This is a genomic window from Atlantibacter hermannii (assembly GCF_009907385.1).
Lineage (GTDB): Bacteria > Pseudomonadota > Gammaproteobacteria > Enterobacterales > Enterobacteriaceae > Atlantibacter > Atlantibacter hermannii_A.
In genome coordinates this window covers 83,991-100,742 of sequence record NZ_JAAATR010000026.1, presented here as the reverse complement: position 1 = coordinate 100,742, position 16,752 = coordinate 83,991, and the positions used below count along the sequence as shown (strand labels likewise).

Genomic DNA, 16,752 nt, shown 5'->3' with positions numbered 1-16,752 from the left:
ACCTAAGACGGGACACAACCATTAGTTGCACAAAAACACAATTACCGCTGCGTTGCGGCGATTTCGCATAAAAAAAGCGGCGGAATTCTCTTCCGCCGCTTAAGGCAACCTGTTACTCAGGAGCGATTATTTGCCTTTAATCTCATACAGCGGGGTTTGACCGGCAATAACCTGACCCTGCGCCTTAATCACCAGGCCGCTGAAGTCGTCGATATTGCTGCAAACCACCGGGCTAATCATGGAGCGCGCATTGGCGTTCAGGAAGTCCAGGTCCATTTCCAGAACTGGCTGGCCCGCCGTCACTTCAGCACCCTCTTCGACCAGGCGGCTAAAGCCCTGACCGTTCAACGCCACCGTATCGATACCCATATGGACAACGATTTCAGCGCCGTTTTCGGTTTCCAGGCAGAACGCATGGTTGGTGTTGAAGATCTTAACGATGGTGCCTGCGGCGGGTGAAACCACGGTTTTGGCCGTCGGTTTAATCGCCACGCCGTCGCCAACTGCTTTGCTGGCGAAGGCTTCGTCCGGAACATCGTCCAGCGCAACCACATCACCGGTCACCGGCGCTACCAGCGTGGCGATAGTGGTGGTGGTATTCGGCGTAGCCTGCGGTTTCGCCGTCTGAACCGGTGCTGCAACCGGCGCAGTTTCACCGGCGGCAGGGGCGGCGGCAGGTACGTTGCCCACGGTTTTCATCGCATCGGCGATTTTTTCCGCCATAAAGCCAACGATAATCTGTACGCCGGTTTTATTGAGACGGATAACGCCGGTAGCGCCAAGACGTTTCGCCAGGGCTTCGTTAACGCGGGAAGAGTCTTTCACGGACAGACGCAGACGGGTAATACAAGCGTCAATACCGGTCAGGTTATCGGAACCGCCGACTGCCGCTACGTACTGACGCGCCAGACCGGTGACATCCTGCTCTTTGGTGCCGCTGACGTTCACATCCTGACCATCCGCTTCGCTGCCGGCAACGGCCAGTTCACGACCCGGAGTCATCAGGTTGAATTTGGTGATAACCAGACGGAACACCACGTAGTAGATAACGAAGAACACCAGACCCTGAACGATCAGCATGTACCACTGGGTCGCCAGCGGGTTACGGGTCGACAGCACCATATCCACCAGACCGGCGCTGAAGCCGAAACCGGCAATCCAGTGCATGCTGGCCGCGATAAATACCGAAATACCCGTCAGAACGGCGTGGATCACATACAGCACCGGCGCAACGAACATGAAGGAGAATTCCAGCGGTTCGGTGATACCCGTGAAGAAGGCAGCAAACGCGCCCGCCATCATGATACCCAGCACTTTCGCTTTGTTTTCCGGACGTGCGCAGTGATAAATCGCCAGCGCCGCGCCAGGCAGACCAAACATCATGATTGGGAAGAAGCCCGCCTGATAACGACCGGTGATACCCACAATGCCTTTACCGGATTCGATAGACTGCGCGCCGCCCAGGAAGTTAGGAATATCGTTGATGCCCGCCACGTCGAACCAGAACACGGAGTTCAGCGCGTGGTGCAGGCCGACCGGAATCAGCAGGCGGTTAAAGAAGGCGTAAACGCCCGCGCCGACGGAGCCGAGCTTCTGGATATGTTCACCGAAGGTCACCAGGCCGTCGAAGATCATTGGCCAGATGTACATCAGGATGAACGCCACCACGATCATCACGAAAGAGGTAAGAATAGGCACCAGACGACGGCCGCTGAAGAACGACAGCGCTTTTGGCAGCTCAACGCCGCTGAAGCGGTTGTACAGTTCCGCAGAGATAATACCCACCAGGATACCAACGAACTGGTTATTGATTTTACCAAACGCCGCGGGGACCTGATCGGCAGGGATTTTTTGGATCATCGAGACCGCTGCCGGCGAGCAGAGAGTCGTTAACACTAAAAAGCCGACAAACCCGGTGAGCGCCGCCGCACCGTCTTTATCTTTAGACATCCCGTACGCCACACCGATGGCGAACAGAACCGACATGTTATCAATAATGGCAGAACCAGACTTAATGAAGAATGCCGCAAGCGCGTTATCTCCACCCCAGCCAACCGGGTCAATCCAGTAACCTACCCCCATCAGAATTGCTGCTGCAGGCAGGGTAGCAACCGGCACCATTAGCGCCCGGCCTACTCGTTGCAAATAACCTAGAATACTCACTTTATCCCCCTATGAGACCTGATAAGGCTCTTTCAAAGCCGTTTTTTTATTGTGTAACCAACCTTGAAAAATGCGGTGACGTTGCGCATCACACCGGAAGTGTGTGAAAAATTAATTCGTATCGCAAATTAAACGCGCATTTTTTGTGAGATTTATCACCAAATATCGCTATACACCCCCCATTACACTGGCTAACTCCCAAAACTTATTTTATGATTCAAAAAATCAAGGCGGAACGTTCCTGACAGGCACGATAAAAGGAACCGTTTTACACTAACTGTATGTTCCGCCCGTCTGTTTTAAATTAACTATCTGAGGTGAATAATGAGACTGATTCCCCTGGCAACGGCACAGCAGGTCGGTAAATGGGCAGCGCGCCATATTGTGAACCGCATTAATGCGTTCAAACCGACAGCAGATCGTCCTTTTGTGTTGGGTTTGCCGACCGGCGGCACACCGCTGGAAGCATACAAAGCGCTGGTAGAGATGCATAAAGCGGGCCAGGTGAGCTTTAAACATGTCGTCACGTTTAATATGGATGAATACGTCGGCCTTCCGAAAGAGCATCCGGAGAGCTACTACAGCTTCATGCACCGCAACTTCTTTGACCACGTTGATATTCTTGCTGAAAACATCAACTTACTGGATGGCAACGCGCCGGATATTGACGCAGAATGCCGTCAGTACGAAGAGAAAATTCGCTCCTACGGCAAAATTCACCTGTTTATGGGCGGCGTCGGTAATGACGGTCATATCGCCTTCAACGAACCGGCTTCCTCGCTGGCTTCCCGCACCCGTATTAAGACATTGACCCATGACACTCGCGTGGCAAACTCCCGTTTCTTCGACGGTGATGTCAGCCAGGTACCGAAATATGCTCTGACCGTAGGCGTCGGCACACTGCTGGATGCCGAAGAGGTGATGATTCTGGTGCTGGGTCATGTGAAAGCACTGGCGCTACAGGCGGCGGTGGAAGGCAATGTGAACCATATGTGGACGATCAGTTGCCTGCAATTGCATCCTAAAGCCGTGATCGTTTGCGATGAGCCGTCTACCATGGAGCTCAAAGTGAAGACGCTGAGATACTTTACCGAACTCGAAGCAGAAAATATCAAAGGTCTTTAAGTCAGTATTTACCGGGGGTCACTATGTACGCATTAATCCACGGCCGCATTTATACCGGCCATGAAGTTCTGGACGACCACGCGATTGTTATCGCGAATGGCCTGATTGAACGCGTTTGTCCGCTTGCCGATGTCCCATCCGGCATTGAACAGCGCGACGTCGGCGGTGCCATAATTGCCCCCGGTTTTATTGATGTGCAGCTTAACGGCTGCGGCGGCGTCCAGTTTAATGACACCGCCGAGGCTGTCACAGTGAAAACGCTGGAAATTATGCAGGCCGCCAATGAGAAATCCGGCTGCACCAGCTATCTTCCCACGCTGATTACCAGTAGTGACGAATTAATGAAGCAAGGTATTCGCGTGATGCGTGAATACCTGGCCAAACACCCGCACCAGGCGCTGGGCCTCCATCTTGAAGGCCCCTGGCTGAATCTGGTGAAAAAAGGCACGCACAATCCGGATTACGTGCGCAAACCTGATGCCGAACTGGTTGATTTCCTGTGTGAAAATGCCGATGTGATTACCAAAGTCACGCTGGCGCCTGAGCAGGTCGATTCGCAGTTTATTCGCCAACTGGTGGCGGCAGGCATTATCGTTTCCGCCGGACACTCCAACGCGACTTATAAAGAAGCCAAAATCGGCTTCCGCGCAGGCATTGGCTTTGCCACCCACTTATTTAACGCCATGCCGTATATTACCGGCCGCGAACCGGGCCTGGTGGGCGCGATTTTCGATGAGCCAGAGCTGTACTGCGGTATTATCGGCGATGGTCTGCATGTCGACTACGCCAATGTCCGTATTGCCAAGCAGATCAAGGGCGATAAACTTTGCCTTGTCACCGATGCCACAGCCCCGGCCGGTGCTGATATCGATCAGTTCATTTTTGCCGGTAAAACAATATACTACCGCAACGGGCTGTGTGTGGATGAGAACGGCACCCTCAGCGGTTCTGCACTGACCATGATTGAAGGCGTGCATAATCTTGTTGAGCATGTCGGCATCGCGCTGGACGAAGCGCTGCGCATGGCGTCACTCTACCCGGCTCGCGCAATGGGCGTGGATAAAGATCTCGGCACAATCGAAGCCGGGAAAGTGGCCAACCTGACCGCCTTTACCCGCGATTACAAAATTATCAAGACCATCGTTAATGGTAACGAGGTCGTCACAGAGTAAGAACAGGCATGACAACTGGCGGACAGGCTCAAATTGGTAATGTTGATCTGGTAAAACAACTGAACAGCGCGGCGGTGTATCGCCTAATCGATCAACACGGACCGATTTCGCGCATTCAGATTGCCGAACAGAGCCAACTCGCGCCCGCCAGCGTCACCAAAATCACACGCCAGTTGATTGAACGCGGGTTGATCAAAGAAGTCGATCAGCAGGCCTCCACCGGGGGCCGCCGCGCAATCTCAATCATTACCGAAACCCGTGGCTTTCAGGCTATCGGTGTGCGGCTGGGCCGCCATGATGCTACGCTGACGCTGTTCGATCTCAGCAGCAAAGCGCTGGCGGAAGAGCATTTTGCCCTGCCCGAACGCACGCAGGAAACGCTGGAAGATGCGTTGCTCAACGCCATCGCTCAATTCAGCGAAAATAACCTGCGCAAAATCCGTGAACTGATCGCTATTTCTGTTATTTTGCCAGGCCTGGTCGACCCGGATACCGGCGTAGTGCGTTATATGCCGCATATAGAGGTAGAAAACTGGCCGCTGGTCGAAAAGCTCGAAAAACGCTTTAATCTCCCCTGCTTCGTAGGCCACGATATTCGCAGCCTGGCCCTGGCTGAGCACTATTTCGGTGCAACCCGCGACTGTGAAGACTCTATTCTGGTGCGCGTACACCGCGGCACCGGCGCTGGCATCATCTCCAATGGCCGGATTTTTATTGGCCGCAACGGCAACGTCGGTGAAATCGGCCATATTCAGGTGGATCCTCTGGGAGAACGCTGCCACTGTGGTAACTTTGGCTGTCTGGAAACCATTGCCGCCAACGCCGCCATTGAAGCGCGGGTGCGTCATCTGCTGGAACGTGGCTACCAGAGCCGCCTGACCGTTGACGACTGTAATATTGATGCGATCTGCAAAGCCGCCAACCGTGGCGATCCGCTGGCCAGTGAAGTGATTGAGCATGTTGGACGTCATCTTGGCAAAGCCGTCGCTATTGCGATTAATTTATTTAACCCGCAGAAAGTGGTTATCGCAGGCGAAATCATCAGCGCGGAAAAAGTGCTGCTACCCGCTATTGAAAGCTGCATCAACACCCAGGTACTCAAGGCGTTTCGTAAAAATTTGCCGGTGGTACGCTCATCCCTCGACGACCGCTCAGCCATTGGCGCATTCGCCCTGGTTAAACGCGCAATGCTGAACGGGATAATGCTGCAACGTTTGCTGGAAAGTTGAAATCGCCAGAGCCATTTCCGTTATAGTTAGTTCTTATCTTTCAGGCAGACCAGAGTAGTCCATGACCATTCAGAACGTAATTTGTGATATTGACGGCGTGCTGATGCACGATAACGTGGCCGTCCCCGGCGCGAGCGAATTCCTGACCCGTATTCTGGAGAAAGGCTTGCCGCTGGTGCTGCTGACTAACTATCCGTCGCAAACCGGCCAGGATCTCGCCAACCGTTTCGCTTCTGCGGGCATTAACGTGCCGGACAGCGTGTTTTACACCTCCGCCATGGCCACCGCAGACTTTCTGCGCCGCCAGGAAGGCAAAAAAGCCTATGTGGTAGGCGAAGGCGCGTTAATCCATGAGTTGTACAAAGCCGGCTTCACTATCACCGATATTAATCCGGACTTCGTGATTGTGGGTGAAACCCGTTCCTATAACTGGGAAATGATGCATAAAGCCGCGTTCTTCGTGGCTAACGGCGCGCGTTTTATCGCCACTAACCCCGATACCCACGGTCGCGGCTTCTACCCAGCCTGCGGCGCGCTGTGCGCCGGGATTGAAAAAATTTCCGGGCGTAAACCGTTTTACGTCGGTAAACCGAGCCCGTGGATCATCCGCGCCGCGTTGAATAAGATGCAGGCCCATTCCGAGCAGACGGTGATTGTTGGCGATAACCTGCGTACCGATATTCTGGCGGGCTTCCAGGCCGGCCTGGAAACAATTCTGGTGCTCTCCGGGGTTTCCACCCTGAATGATATTGACGCCATGCCGTTCCGGCCTTCATGGATTTATCCCTCCGTCGCGGAAATCGATGTTATCTGAGCCAAAGCCACGATTATCGTGGCTTTGTTATTTTATCGCCGCATTAAAATACCCCATCTAATAAAAACGTCTTTTTATTGAGAAACCATCAATAACTGCGTTTAAATACTGTCCTTTTTTTAACGATCCGCAACCCTCACTGAACTTTTCACCAAAGTAAACGGAAAAGCCTTGCCAGCACGGTCCGGTTTGCGGCATTTTCTTAGCCATAGCAACGCAAACGGCCCGGTAAAGCGCGCCGTCTGCCGGCCAACAACATCACCGCCAGGTTAATGGAGAAGTCTATGTGTTCGATTTTTGGTGTACTGGATATTAAAACTGATGCAGGCGAGCTGCGTAAAAAAGCGCTGGAACTGTCTCGCCTGATGCGCCACCGCGGGCCGGACTGGTCTGGCGTTTACGCCAGCGATAAAGCCATTCTCGCCCACGAGCGTCTGTCGATTGTTGATGTCAACGCCGGCGCACAGCCACTGTACAACGAAGCCAAAACCCACGCGCTGGCGGTGAACGGCGAGATCTACAACCATCAGGCCCTGCGCGCCGAATACGGCGACCGCTATCAGTTCCAGACCGGTTCTGACTGTGAAGTGATCCTGGCGCTGTATCAGGAAAAAGGCCCGGCATTCCTCGATGACCTGCAGGGCATGTTCGCCTTCGTCCTGTATGACAGCGAAAAAGACGCCTACCTGATTGGCCGCGACCATATCGGTATTATCCCGCTGTATATGGGCCACGACGAACACGGCAACTTCTATGTCGCCTCAGAAATGAAAGCGCTGGTGCCAGTATGCCGCACCATTAAAGAGTTCCCGGCAGGCAGCTATTTGTGGAGCCAGGATGGCGAGATCCGTTCTTACTATCAGCGCGACTGGTTTGAGTACGATGCGGTTAAAGACAACGTTACCGATAAAAACGCCCTGCGTCAGGCTCTGGAAGATGCCGTTAAGAGCCATTTAATGTCTGACGTTCCCTACGGCGTGCTGCTTTCCGGCGGTCTCGACTCCTCGGTGATCTCCGCCATTACCAAAAAATTCGCCGCCCGCCGCGTGGAAGATGAAGAGCGCAGCGAAGCCTGGTGGCCACAGCTGCACTCTTTTGCCGTCGGCCTGAAAGGCGCGCCGGATCTGAAAGCTGCGCAGGAAGTCGCGAATCACCTGGGCACCGTGCACCATGAAATTCACTTCACCGTGCAGGAAGGCCTGGATGCCATCCGCGATGTGATTTACCACATTGAAACCTATGACGTGACCACTATTCGCGCCTCAACGCCGATGTATTTAATGTCGCGTAAGATTAAAGCCATGGGCATTAAAATGGTGCTGTCAGGCGAAGGCTCCGATGAGGTCTTCGGCGGCTATCTCTACTTCCATAAAGCGCCGGATGCCAAAGAGCTGCACGAAGAAACCGTGCGTAAGCTGCAGGCGTTGCATATGTTTGACTGCGCCCGCGCCAACAAAGCGATGTCTGCCTGGGGCGTGGAAGCCCGCGTTCCGTTCCTGGATAAGAAATTCCTCGACGTGGCAATGCGCATCAATCCGCAGGATAAAATGTGTGGCAACGGCAAAATGGAAAAACACGTGCTGCGCGAATGTTTTGAATCTTACCTGCCGGCAAGCGTGGCGTGGCGTCAAAAAGAACAGTTCTCCGACGGCGTCGGCTACAGCTGGATCGACACCTTAAAAGAAGTGGCGGCCCAACAGGTGAGCGATCAGCAGCTCGAAACTGCGCGTTTCCGTTTCCCGTACAATACGCCGTCTTCTAAAGAAGCGTACCTGTACCGTGAAATCTTCGAAGAGCTGTTCCCGGTGCCGAGCGCAGCGGAGTGCGTCCCTGGCGGCCCGTCTGTGGCCTGCTCTTCCGCCAAAGCGATTGAATGGGATGAAGCGTTCAAAACCATGAACGATCCGTCAGGCCGCGCGGTTGGCGTGCATCAGTCAGCCTACAAGTAACCGGTAGCCTGCCTAAAAAGGAGCCTTTCAGGCTCCTTTTTTATGGCGCGTTGCGGGTGCTGAAAACGTTAATTATCAGCAAGCCACGTGTTAAATAACCAATAACTGCTGGATATTTCGCCAAGCTGTTCGCAAGCTAGTCAAACAGCGATTATCAGGCGCTTTTCGGGAAAAAATGTGTTGACGCTGCAAGGTCCAATACGCATAATGCGCCCCGCAACGCCGATAAGGTAACGCAAAAAAAAGATGGCTACGTAGCTCAGCTGGTTAGAGCACATCACTCATAATGATGGGGTCACAGGTTCGATTCCCGTCGTAGCCACCATCTTTTTGCGGGAGTGGCGAAATTGGTAGACGCACCAGATTTAGGTTCTGGCGCCGCAAGGTGTGCGAGTTCAAGTCTCGCCTCCCGCACCATTATCTTCACGTTGCACGGATGGGGTATCGCCAAGCGGTAAGGCACCGGTTTTTGATACCGGCATTCCCTGGTTCGAATCCAGGTACCCCAGCCACCTTTTCTGACGATTGTGCTTATGCACAGTGTCATTGGGGTATCGCCAAGCGGTAAGGCACCGGTTTTTGATACCGGCATTCCCTGGTTCGAATCCAGGTACCCCAGCCAGTCAGTTTCGGCTGGTAGAAATACAACATGGCTACGTAGCTCAGCTGGTTAGAGCACATCACTCATAATGATGGGGTCACAGGTTCGATTCCCGTCGTAGCCACCATCTTTTGGGGTATCGCCAAGCGGTAAGGCAGTGGATTCTGATTCCACCATTCCGAGGTTCGAATCCTCGTACCCCAGCCAATTTTAAAAGACGGATTGCATCAGCAACCGCACCCTGTTGGGGTATCGCCAAGCGGTAAGGCAGTGGATTCTGATTCCACCATCCCGAGGTTCGAATCCTCGTACCCCAGCCACTCTTTAAAAAGCTCGCTTCGGCGAGCTTTTTGTTTTCTGCGATCCATGAAATATGCCGTTCTTAGCTTCAATAAGGACGGCATAAAACGCTGTTACAGCCCTAACGCATACTTCAGCGCCTGGCGTTTCAGTACGCCCGCGCGTTCAGCCGCCATCAGGCCAAGGTTGCGCAGCAGTTTCACTGGCGGCAGATCGTTGCTGAACCCGGCATAGAACAGATCCATACCGCTTTGCATCAGGAAGTTATCCCCCTGGCGGCGCATCTGATAACGGCGCAAGATCTCATAGCTCGCCCAGGGTTCGCCGTGGCTACGGGCGCGCACCAGCACGTCCAGCAACGCGTCCACGTCGCGATAACCCAGGTTGACGCCCTGCCCCGCCAGCGGATGGATGGTATGCGCCGCATCGCCCACCAGCGCCAGGCCCGGTTGGGCATAACGCAGCGCGTGACGACGGGTCAGTTGAAACGCGCCGCAGGCGTGTGGAGTAACGTTACCGACGCGCCGTGGGAAATGCAGAGCAATCTCCCGGCCCAGTTGTTCCATCGACATGCTTTGCAACTGGCGAATACGCGCCGGTTTGTCGTACCACACCAGCGATGCCCAGTGATCGTACAGCGGCAGGAAAGCGCGCGGGCCGTCCGGGGTAAACTGTTGCCAGGTGCTGTCGCCAGGGTCGCTTTCGCAGCGCACCGACATCAACAGGCAGGACTGCTGGTAGTTCCAGGCGTGAATACCGATACCGGCCCACTCGCGGATCCGTGAATTCGCGCCATCGGCACCGATGACCAGCTTCGCCTCCAGCAGGGAGCCATCTTCAAAGGTCAGTTCATGGACGTCATTATGCCGATGCATCTGGGTAAGCGCCGCCGGGCAGTACAGCGTGACGCAGGGATGCTGCGCCAGCGCCGCCCACAGCGCCCGTTGCAGGACCTGGTTTTCTACCATGAAGCCTAGCTCCGGCAGCTTCAGCTCCGAGGCGTCAAACGCCACGTGGGAGGCTTCCCACTCCCAGGTTTCCAGCCGTCGCCAGGCGTGGGCGCGCATGCCGAGAATGTCATCCCATACGCCCAGCTGCTTCAGCAGCGCCACGGAAGCCGCGCTAATCGCCGAAATACGCACGTCAGGCGGCGACGCCGGGTCAAATTCCGCGGGCGGCGCATGTTCAATTACGCTGACCTGAAAACCGTTTTGCGCGAGCCCCAGTGCAATTGCGGCGCCCACCATGCCTGCGCCGATAACGGCGACTTCAGTTGGTTGATTTGCCATGGTCATTTATCCTTAAACGCAGTTGATTCAGTTTACCGGATTTTCGGGTGGCTGGCGTCGCAATCCTCGCCACTGGTCACGGCAGCGTCAAAGCATTACAATACGCGCCCTGCATTACGGCGGTTAACTTAAGCAATGAGCATGTCGATGACAAAAAAACTCCATATCAAAACCTGGGGCTGTCAGATGAACGAATACGATTCATCGAAGATGGCCGATCTGCTGGATGCCACTCACGGCTATCAACTGACCGACGTGGCGGAAGAAGCGGATGTGTTGTTGCTCAACACCTGCTCAATCCGTGAAAAGGCTCAGGAAAAAGTCTTCCATCAGCTGGGTCGCTGGAGAGCGCTTAAGGAAAAGAACCCGGAACTGATTATCGGCGTCGGCGGCTGTGTGGCGTCGCAGGAAGGCGATCACATTCGCCAGCGCGCCCACTATGTGGACATTATTTTTGGGCCGCAGACCCTGCACCGTTTACCGGAAATGATCAACCGCGTACGTGGCGATCGCAGCCCGGTGGTGGACATCAGCTTCCCGGAAATCGAAAAATTTGACCGTCTTCCTGAACCGCGCGCCGACGGCCCAACGGCGTTTGTGTCGATCATGGAAGGCTGTAACAAGTACTGCACCTACTGTGTGGTGCCTTATACCCGCGGCGAAGAAGTCAGCCGTCCGTGCGACGATATCCTGTTTGAAATCGCCCAACTGGCGGCGCAGGGCGTGCGTGAAGTCAACCTGCTGGGCCAGAACGTGAACGCCTGGCGCGGGGAAAACTACGACGGTACTCAGGGCAGTTTTGCCGACCTGCTGCGTCTGGTGGCGGCCATTGACGGCATCGACCGCATTCGCTTCACCACCAGCCATCCGATTGAATTTACTGATGACATCGTGGAAGTGTACCGCGACACCCCGGAGCTGGTGAGCTTCCTGCACCTGCCGGTGCAGAGCGGTTCAGACCGCGTACTTAACCTGATGGGCCGCACCCACACCGCGCTGGAATATAAAGCGATTATCCGTAAACTGCGCGCCGCGCGTCCGGATATCCAGATCAGCTCTGACTTTATCGTCGGCTTCCCGGGCGAAAGCCAGCAGGACTTCGAGCAGACGATGAAGCTGATTGCCGATGTGAATTTCGACATGAGCTACAGCTTTATTTTCTCCGCACGTCCGGGTACGCCAGCCGCCGATATGGTGGACGATGTGCCGGAAGAGGAGAAAAAACAGCGCCTGTATATTCTTCAGGAACGCATCAACCAGCAGGCGATGGCCTGGAGCCGCCGGATGGCAGGCACCGTTCAGCGTATCCTGGTGGAAGGCACCTCGCGTAAAAGTATTATGGAACTCTCTGGCCGTACCGAGAACAACCGTGTGGTGAACTTTGAAGGCACGCCGGATATGGTAGGTAAATTCGTCGATGTGGAAATCACCGACGTGTTTCCAAACTCGCTGCGCGGTACGGTGATACGCACCGAAGAAGAGATGGGTTTACGTATCGTCGAATCCCCGGAATCGGTGATTGCCCGCACCCGTAAAGAGAATGAAATCGGCGTAGGTATTTACCAGCCATAATTCTCGCCCGATATGCTGCGTCGCTCGCAGTATATCGGGGCTTTTGCACTGCCCCGCCCTTGTAATTGCACGCTGTTACCCAAATATCAGGCCTGAAGCTTGCGCCTTTTTCCCACGCCGTGAATAATTTCCTTAAGCCTGAGAAAATCAGCACGCATATTGTTCACCTAACTGGCCCTGTGTGACCAAGAGGATAAGTTTGAATATCGAAACACGTGAATTCACCCTGGAACCTGCAGATAACGAACGTCTGCTTAGCCTTTGCGGACCGTTTGACGACAATATCAAACAGCTCGAACGGCGCCTCGGCATCGAAATTAATCGTCGTGACAACCACTTCAAACTCACCGGACGTAGCCTGAGCGTCAGCGCTGCGGCGGATATTCTTCGCCATTTGTACGTGGATACGGCGCCGATGCGTGGCAAGATCAAGGACATTGAGCCCGAACAAATCCACCTGGCGATCAAAGAGTTCCGCGTGCTGGAGCAGAACGCGGAAAGCGTGCCGGACTATGGCAAAGCGGTCAACATACAGACCAAGCGCGGCGTGATTAAACCGCGCACGCCAAATCAGGCGCAATACATCGCCAATATTCTCGACCACGACATCACCTTTGGCGTCGGCCCTGCAGGGACCGGTAAAACCTATCTGGCGGTGGCTGCGGCAGTGGATGCGCTGGAGCGCCAGGAAATTCGCCGTATATTGTTGACCCGTCCGGCGGTAGAAGCGGGTGAGAAACTCGGCTTCCTGCCAGGGGATCTCAGCCAGAAAGTCGACCCGTATTTGCGCCCGCTGTACGATGCGCTGTTCGAAATGCTCGGCTTTGAGCGCGTTGAGAAGCTGATGGAGCGCAACGTGATTGAAGTGGCTCCGCTGGCCTATATGCGTGGCCGTACCCTCAACGACGCGTTTATCATCCTCGACGAGAGCCAGAACACCACCATCGAACAGATGAAGATGTTCCTGACGCGTATCGGCTTTAATTCGAAAGCGGTGATTACCGGCGACGTGACGCAAGTCGACTTGCCGCGCAACATGAAATCCGGCCTGCGCCATGCCATCGAAGTGCTGAGCGAAGTGGAAGAGATCAGCTTTAACTTCTTCCACAGCGAAGACGTGGTGCGCCACCCGGTGGTCGCGCGCATTGTTAACGCCTATGAAGCCTGGGAAGAAGCCGATCAGAAGCGTAAAGCGGAACAGGCGGCGGAACGCAAGCGCGAAGCGCTGGCGCAGGCTGCGGGTCAGCAGGAGCAGCCATGAGCCAGGTGATTCTGGATTTACAGCTGGCCTGTGAAGACACCTCCGGTTTACCGGACGAAACACAGTTTCAGGCCTGGCTTGAAGCGGTACTGCCTCAATTTCAGGAAGAGGCGGAAGTGACCATTCGTCTGGTGGACGAAGCGGAAAGCCACAACCTGAATCTGACTTATCGCGGCAAAGACAAGCCCACTAACGTGCTCTCGTTTCCCTTTGAAGCGCCGCCGGGAATCGAGCTGCCGCTGTTAGGCGATCTGATCATTTGCCGCCAGGTGGTGGAGCGTGAAGCGATTGAGCAGGTGAAGCCGCTGGACGCCCACTGGGCGCATATGGTCATCCATGGCAGCCTGCATCTGCTGGGCTATGACCATATCGAAGACGACGAAGCCGAAGAAATGGAAGGGCTGGAAACAGAGATAATGCTTGCTCTGGGCTTTAGCGATCCGTACATTTCCGAGAAAGAGTAAGCAGTGAGGCAATGTTGCCCCTGCACCCAGGCCGCCGCCGTGTGTTTTCCGGCGACGGCACGATCAAACCAACATGAGGTCCTGTACCAGACGCCATGAGCGACGATAATTCACACAGTAGTGACACGCTTAACAGCAAGAAGGGATTCTTCTCCCTTTTACTGAGCCAGCTTTTCCACGGCGAACCCAAAAACCGTGAAGAGTTACTGGCACTGATCCGTGATTCCGAACAAAACGAGCTTATCGACCTGGATACCCGCGATATGCTTGAAGGGGTAATGGATATCGCTGACCAACGGGTTCGCGACATCATGATCCCGCGCTCGCAGATGGTCACCGTTAAACGCAACCAGAGCCTGGACGAATGTCTCGATGTGATCATCGAATCCGCCCACTCGCGTTTCCCGGTCATCAGCGAAGACAAAGATCACATTGAAGGGATTCTGATGGCGAAAGATTTGCTGCCGTTTATGCGCAGCGATGCCGAGCCGTTCAGTATGGAAAAAGTGTTACGCCCGGCGGTGGTTGTGCCGGAAAGCAAGCGGGTTGACCGCATGCTGAAAGAGTTCCGTTCTCAGCGTTACCACATGGCGATTGTCATTGATGAGTTTGGCGGGGTCTCCGGCCTGGTCACCATCGAAGACATTCTGGAACTGATTGTGGGTGAAATCGAAGACGAATATGACGAAGAAGAGGATCTCGATTTTCGTCAGCTGAGTCGCCACACCTGGACCGTTCGCGCCCTGGCGCCAATCGAAGATTTCAACGAAACCTTCGGCACCCAGTTTAGCGATGAAGAGGTCGATACCATTGGCGGCCTGGTGATGCAGGCGTTCGGCCATTTACCGGCGCGCGGCGAAACTGTTGAAATCGACGGCTACCAGTTTAAGGTCGCCATGTCGGACAGCCGACGCATTATCCAGGTTCATGTAAAAATTCCGGACGACTCGCCTTCCCCCAAACTTGAAGAGTAATGGAATGCGCTTTTCTGCATTGTTTGAACGCCAGCGCGTGCGCTTGCTGCTGGCGCTGTTAACGGGAGCCAGCGGAACGCTGGCTTTTTCTCCTTATGACTTCTGGCCCGCCGCGCTGATCTCGCTGATCGGCTTGCAGGGCCTGACGCTCAACCGCCGCCCGCTGCAAAGCGCCTGGATTGGTTTTTTCTGGGGGCTGGGTCTCTTTGGCACCGGTATTAACTGGGTTTACGTGAGTATCGCCCAGTTCGGCGGGATGCCTGGCCCGATCAACGTCTTTTTAGTGGTGTTGCTGGCTGCGTATCTCTCGCTGTACACCGGCCTGTTCGCGGGCGTGCTGGGTAAACTGTGGCCGAAAACCAACGCCTGGCGCGTGGCAATTGCCGCGCCGGTGGTCTGGCAGGTAACGGAATTTTTACGCGGCTGGGTGCTGACCGGCTTCCCGTGGCTACAGTTCGGTTACAGCCAGGTGGATGGCCCGCTTAAAGGCCTGGCGCCGGTTACCGGCGTGGAAGGGATTAACTTTCTGCTGATGATGGTCAGCGGTTTGATGGTACTGGCGCTGGCGCGTCGGCATATTGCGCCAGCCATCTTCGCCGTGGTGCTTTTTGCGCTGCCCTTCCCGCTGCGTTATATCCAGTGGTATCAACTGTTGCCGGAGCGCCAGCTTAACGTCTCGCTGGTGCAGGGGAATATTCCCCAGTCGCTGAAGTGGGATGAAAGCGAACTGCTGAATACGTTGCGCATCTATCTCAACGCGTCCGAGCCGAAAATGGGCCAGTCCCAGTTGATTATCTGGCCGGAGTCGGCGATCCCCGATCTGGAAATCAATCAGCAGCGCTTTTTGACCGAGCTGGACGGCATGTTGCGCGAGCACAATACCAGCCTGATTACCGGCCTGGTGGACGCGCGTCTCAACAAGCAGAATCGCTACGACACTTACAACACCATTATTACCCTGGGCGCGGATAACCCGTACAGCTACAATTCCCCGAACCGCTACAACAAGAATCATCTGGTGCCGTTCGGTGAATTTGTACCGCTGGAATCGATCCTGCGTCCGCTGGCGCCGTTCTTCGATTTGCCGATGTCGTCGTTCAGCCGCGGTCCGTATCAGCAACCGCAACTGCTGGCCCACGGCTTTAAAATGACCGCAGCGATTTGCTATGAGATCATCCTTGGCGAGCAGGTGCGCGATAACTTCCGGCCGGACACCGATTTCCTGCTGACCATTTCCAACGACGCCTGGTTTGGCCGCTCCATCGGTCCGTGGCAGCACTTCCAGATGGCGCGGATGCGCGCGCTGGAGCTGGCGCGCCCGTTGCTGCGTAGCACCAATAACGGCGTGACCGCCGTGATTAGCCCAACCGGCGAAGTACAGAAGATGATCCCGCAGTTTACCCGTGAAGTATTAACCGCCCAGGTAACGCCTGCCCGCGGTATTACTCCTTATGCCCGCTTCGGCCACTGGCCCCTGTGGCTGCTCACTGGCGTGATGAGCTTTATGGCGTTGATCGTCGCGTTGCGCCGCAAAAATCTTTAAACCGCTCTACACTTTTTAAGGCCAGCTTTGCTGGCCTTTTTTATTTCTGGCACGACGATTGCTTAATATTATCAGGCACTTTGCAAATTTCCTTTTCGGACGAAGCCGGTGAAAGCGGGTTGCACCACGACGGATCAACCGCAGCACTATATCGGTGCAACGCGCGAGATTTGCCTTTAAATGGTGCGGCGCACTTCGCAAAAATAAACAAATAAATAGCAAAACCTTTACATTCAGCCAGGCTAAATGTTAACAAGCAGACACAATGTTGCGCAGTAGTGCAACAATAAAAACAA

General features: G+C 54.8%; 12 protein-coding genes and 7 tRNA genes. 17 read left to right on the top strand and 2 right to left on the bottom strand.

Translation table 11 applies throughout. The features are described 5' to 3' along the window. Nucleotides 1-126 precede the first annotated feature (126 nt). Entirely contained in the window at nt 127-2,163 is a 2,037-nt protein-coding gene (nagE, locus tag GV764_RS08310; RefSeq protein ID WP_161659743.1) for an N-acetylglucosamine-specific PTS transporter subunit IIBC, read from the bottom strand. A 324-nt stretch (nt 2,164-2,487) separates the two neighbouring features. Between nagE and nagB the strand changes: the two genes are divergently transcribed. The 12 genes from nagB (at nt 2,488) to GV764_RS08250 (ending at nt 9,373) form a co-directional block, all read left to right on the top strand. Continuing rightward, on the top strand, nt 2,488-3,288 hold the full coding sequence (nagB, locus tag GV764_RS08305) for a glucosamine-6-phosphate deaminase (protein ID WP_161659742.1): 801 nt from the start codon (nt 2,488-2,490) through the stop codon (nt 3,286-3,288). A 23-nt stretch (nt 3,289-3,311) separates the two neighbouring features. Next, complete coding sequence (gene nagA, locus GV764_RS08300; RefSeq protein ID WP_161659741.1) at nt 3,312-4,460, top strand: N-acetylglucosamine-6-phosphate deacetylase; 1,149 nt, start codon at nt 3,312-3,314, stop codon at nt 4,458-4,460. A gap of 8 nt (nt 4,461-4,468) precedes the next feature. Beyond that, nucleotides 4,469-5,689 (top strand): DNA-binding transcriptional regulator NagC, encoded by a 1,221-nt coding sequence (nagC, locus tag GV764_RS08295; RefSeq protein WP_161659740.1) that lies wholly within the window; start codon nt 4,469-4,471, stop codon nt 5,687-5,689. Between the two features lie 61 nt (nt 5,690-5,750). Next, on the top strand, nt 5,751-6,503 hold the full coding sequence (locus GV764_RS08290; RefSeq protein ID WP_125294545.1) for an HAD-IIA family hydrolase: 753 nt from the start codon (nt 5,751-5,753) through the stop codon (nt 6,501-6,503). Nucleotides 6,504-6,787: 284 nt separating this feature from the next. Then, nucleotides 6,788-8,452 carry an asparagine synthase B gene (asnB, locus tag GV764_RS08285; protein ID WP_161659739.1) on the top strand — a complete coding sequence of 555 codons (1,665 nt, stop codon included), beginning with the start codon at nt 6,788-6,790 and terminating at the stop codon, nt 8,450-8,452. 248 nt (nt 8,453-8,700) lie between these two features. Then, nucleotides 8,701-8,777 (top strand) — tRNA-Met (locus tag GV764_RS08280). Nucleotides 8,778-8,784: 7 nt separating this feature from the next. Further along, a tRNA-Leu gene (locus GV764_RS08275) sits at nt 8,785-8,869 on the top strand. Between the two features lie 20 nt (nt 8,870-8,889). Beyond that, nucleotides 8,890-8,964: transfer RNA gene (locus tag GV764_RS08270), tRNA-Gln, on the top strand. A gap of 35 nt (nt 8,965-8,999) precedes the next feature. After that, nucleotides 9,000-9,074: transfer RNA gene (locus GV764_RS08265), tRNA-Gln, on the top strand. Between the two features lie 29 nt (nt 9,075-9,103). Further along, nucleotides 9,104-9,180: transfer RNA gene (locus GV764_RS08260), tRNA-Met, on the top strand. A gap of 5 nt (nt 9,181-9,185) precedes the next feature. Next, nucleotides 9,186-9,260, top strand: a tRNA-Gln gene (locus tag GV764_RS08255). Nucleotides 9,261-9,298: 38 nt separating this feature from the next. Next, nucleotides 9,299-9,373: transfer RNA gene (locus GV764_RS08250), tRNA-Gln, on the top strand. Between the two features lie 93 nt (nt 9,374-9,466). On the opposite strand, the gene ubiF is transcribed toward GV764_RS08250, so the two are convergent. Continuing rightward, on the bottom strand, nt 9,467-10,642 hold the full coding sequence (gene ubiF / locus GV764_RS08245) for a 3-demethoxyubiquinol 3-hydroxylase (RefSeq protein WP_161659738.1): 1,176 nt from the start codon (nt 10,640-10,642) through the stop codon (nt 9,467-9,469). Between the two features lie 147 nt (nt 10,643-10,789). On the opposite strand from ubiF, the gene miaB reads away from it, so the two are divergent. The 5 genes from miaB (at nt 10,790) to lnt (ending at nt 16,456) form a co-directional block, all read left to right on the top strand. Continuing rightward, nucleotides 10,790-12,214: a tRNA (N6-isopentenyl adenosine(37)-C2)-methylthiotransferase MiaB gene (gene miaB, locus GV764_RS08240; protein WP_161659737.1), complete on the top strand. Its 1,425-nt coding sequence runs from the start codon at nt 10,790-10,792 to the stop codon at nt 12,212-12,214. A gap of 199 nt (nt 12,215-12,413) precedes the next feature. Then, on the top strand, nt 12,414-13,475 hold the full coding sequence (locus GV764_RS08235; protein WP_201743105.1) for a PhoH family protein: 1,062 nt from the start codon (nt 12,414-12,416) through the stop codon (nt 13,473-13,475). Then, complete coding sequence (gene ybeY, locus GV764_RS08230) at nt 13,472-13,939, top strand: rRNA maturation RNase YbeY (RefSeq protein WP_161659735.1); 468 nt, start codon at nt 13,472-13,474, stop codon at nt 13,937-13,939. Before GV764_RS08235 ends, ybeY begins: the two co-directional genes overlap by 4 nt. 95 nt (nt 13,940-14,034) lie before the next feature. Next, the gene (corC, locus tag GV764_RS08225; protein ID WP_125294551.1) at nt 14,035-14,913 is read left to right on the top strand and encodes a CNNM family magnesium/cobalt transport protein CorC; all 879 of its coding nucleotides are present in this window, start codon (nt 14,035-14,037) and stop codon (nt 14,911-14,913) included. A 4-nt stretch (nt 14,914-14,917) separates the two neighbouring features. Further along, nucleotides 14,918-16,456 (top strand): apolipoprotein N-acyltransferase, encoded by a 1,539-nt coding sequence (gene lnt, locus GV764_RS08220; protein WP_161659734.1) that lies wholly within the window; start codon nt 14,918-14,920, stop codon nt 16,454-16,456. Nucleotides 16,457-16,752 lie beyond the last annotated feature (296 nt).

Bases quoted from the DNA above. Each gene is read 5' to 3' on its own strand.
- nagB (WP_161659742.1), top strand. From the start codon at position 2,488: ATGAGACTGATTCCCCTGGCAACGGCACAGCAGGTCGGTAAATGGGCA.
- nagA (WP_161659741.1), top strand. From the start codon at position 3,312: ATGTACGCATTAATCCACGGCCGCATTTATACCGGCCATGAAGTTCTG.
- nagC (WP_161659740.1), top strand. From the start codon at position 4,469: ATGACAACTGGCGGACAGGCTCAAATTGGTAATGTTGATCTGGTAAAA.
- GV764_RS08290 (WP_125294545.1), top strand. From the start codon at position 5,751: ATGACCATTCAGAACGTAATTTGTGATATTGACGGCGTGCTGATGCAC.
- asnB (WP_161659739.1), top strand. From the start codon at position 6,788: ATGTGTTCGATTTTTGGTGTACTGGATATTAAAACTGATGCAGGCGAG.
- ubiF (WP_161659738.1), bottom strand. From the start codon at position 10,642: ATGGCAAATCAACCAACTGAAGTCGCCGTTATCGGCGCAGGCATGGTG.
- miaB (WP_161659737.1), top strand. From the start codon at position 10,790: ATGACAAAAAAACTCCATATCAAAACCTGGGGCTGTCAGATGAACGAA.
- ybeY (WP_161659735.1), top strand. From the start codon at position 13,472: ATGAGCCAGGTGATTCTGGATTTACAGCTGGCCTGTGAAGACACCTCC.
- corC (WP_125294551.1), top strand. From the start codon at position 14,035: ATGAGCGACGATAATTCACACAGTAGTGACACGCTTAACAGCAAGAAG.
- lnt (WP_161659734.1), top strand. From the start codon at position 14,918: ATGCGCTTTTCTGCATTGTTTGAACGCCAGCGCGTGCGCTTGCTGCTG.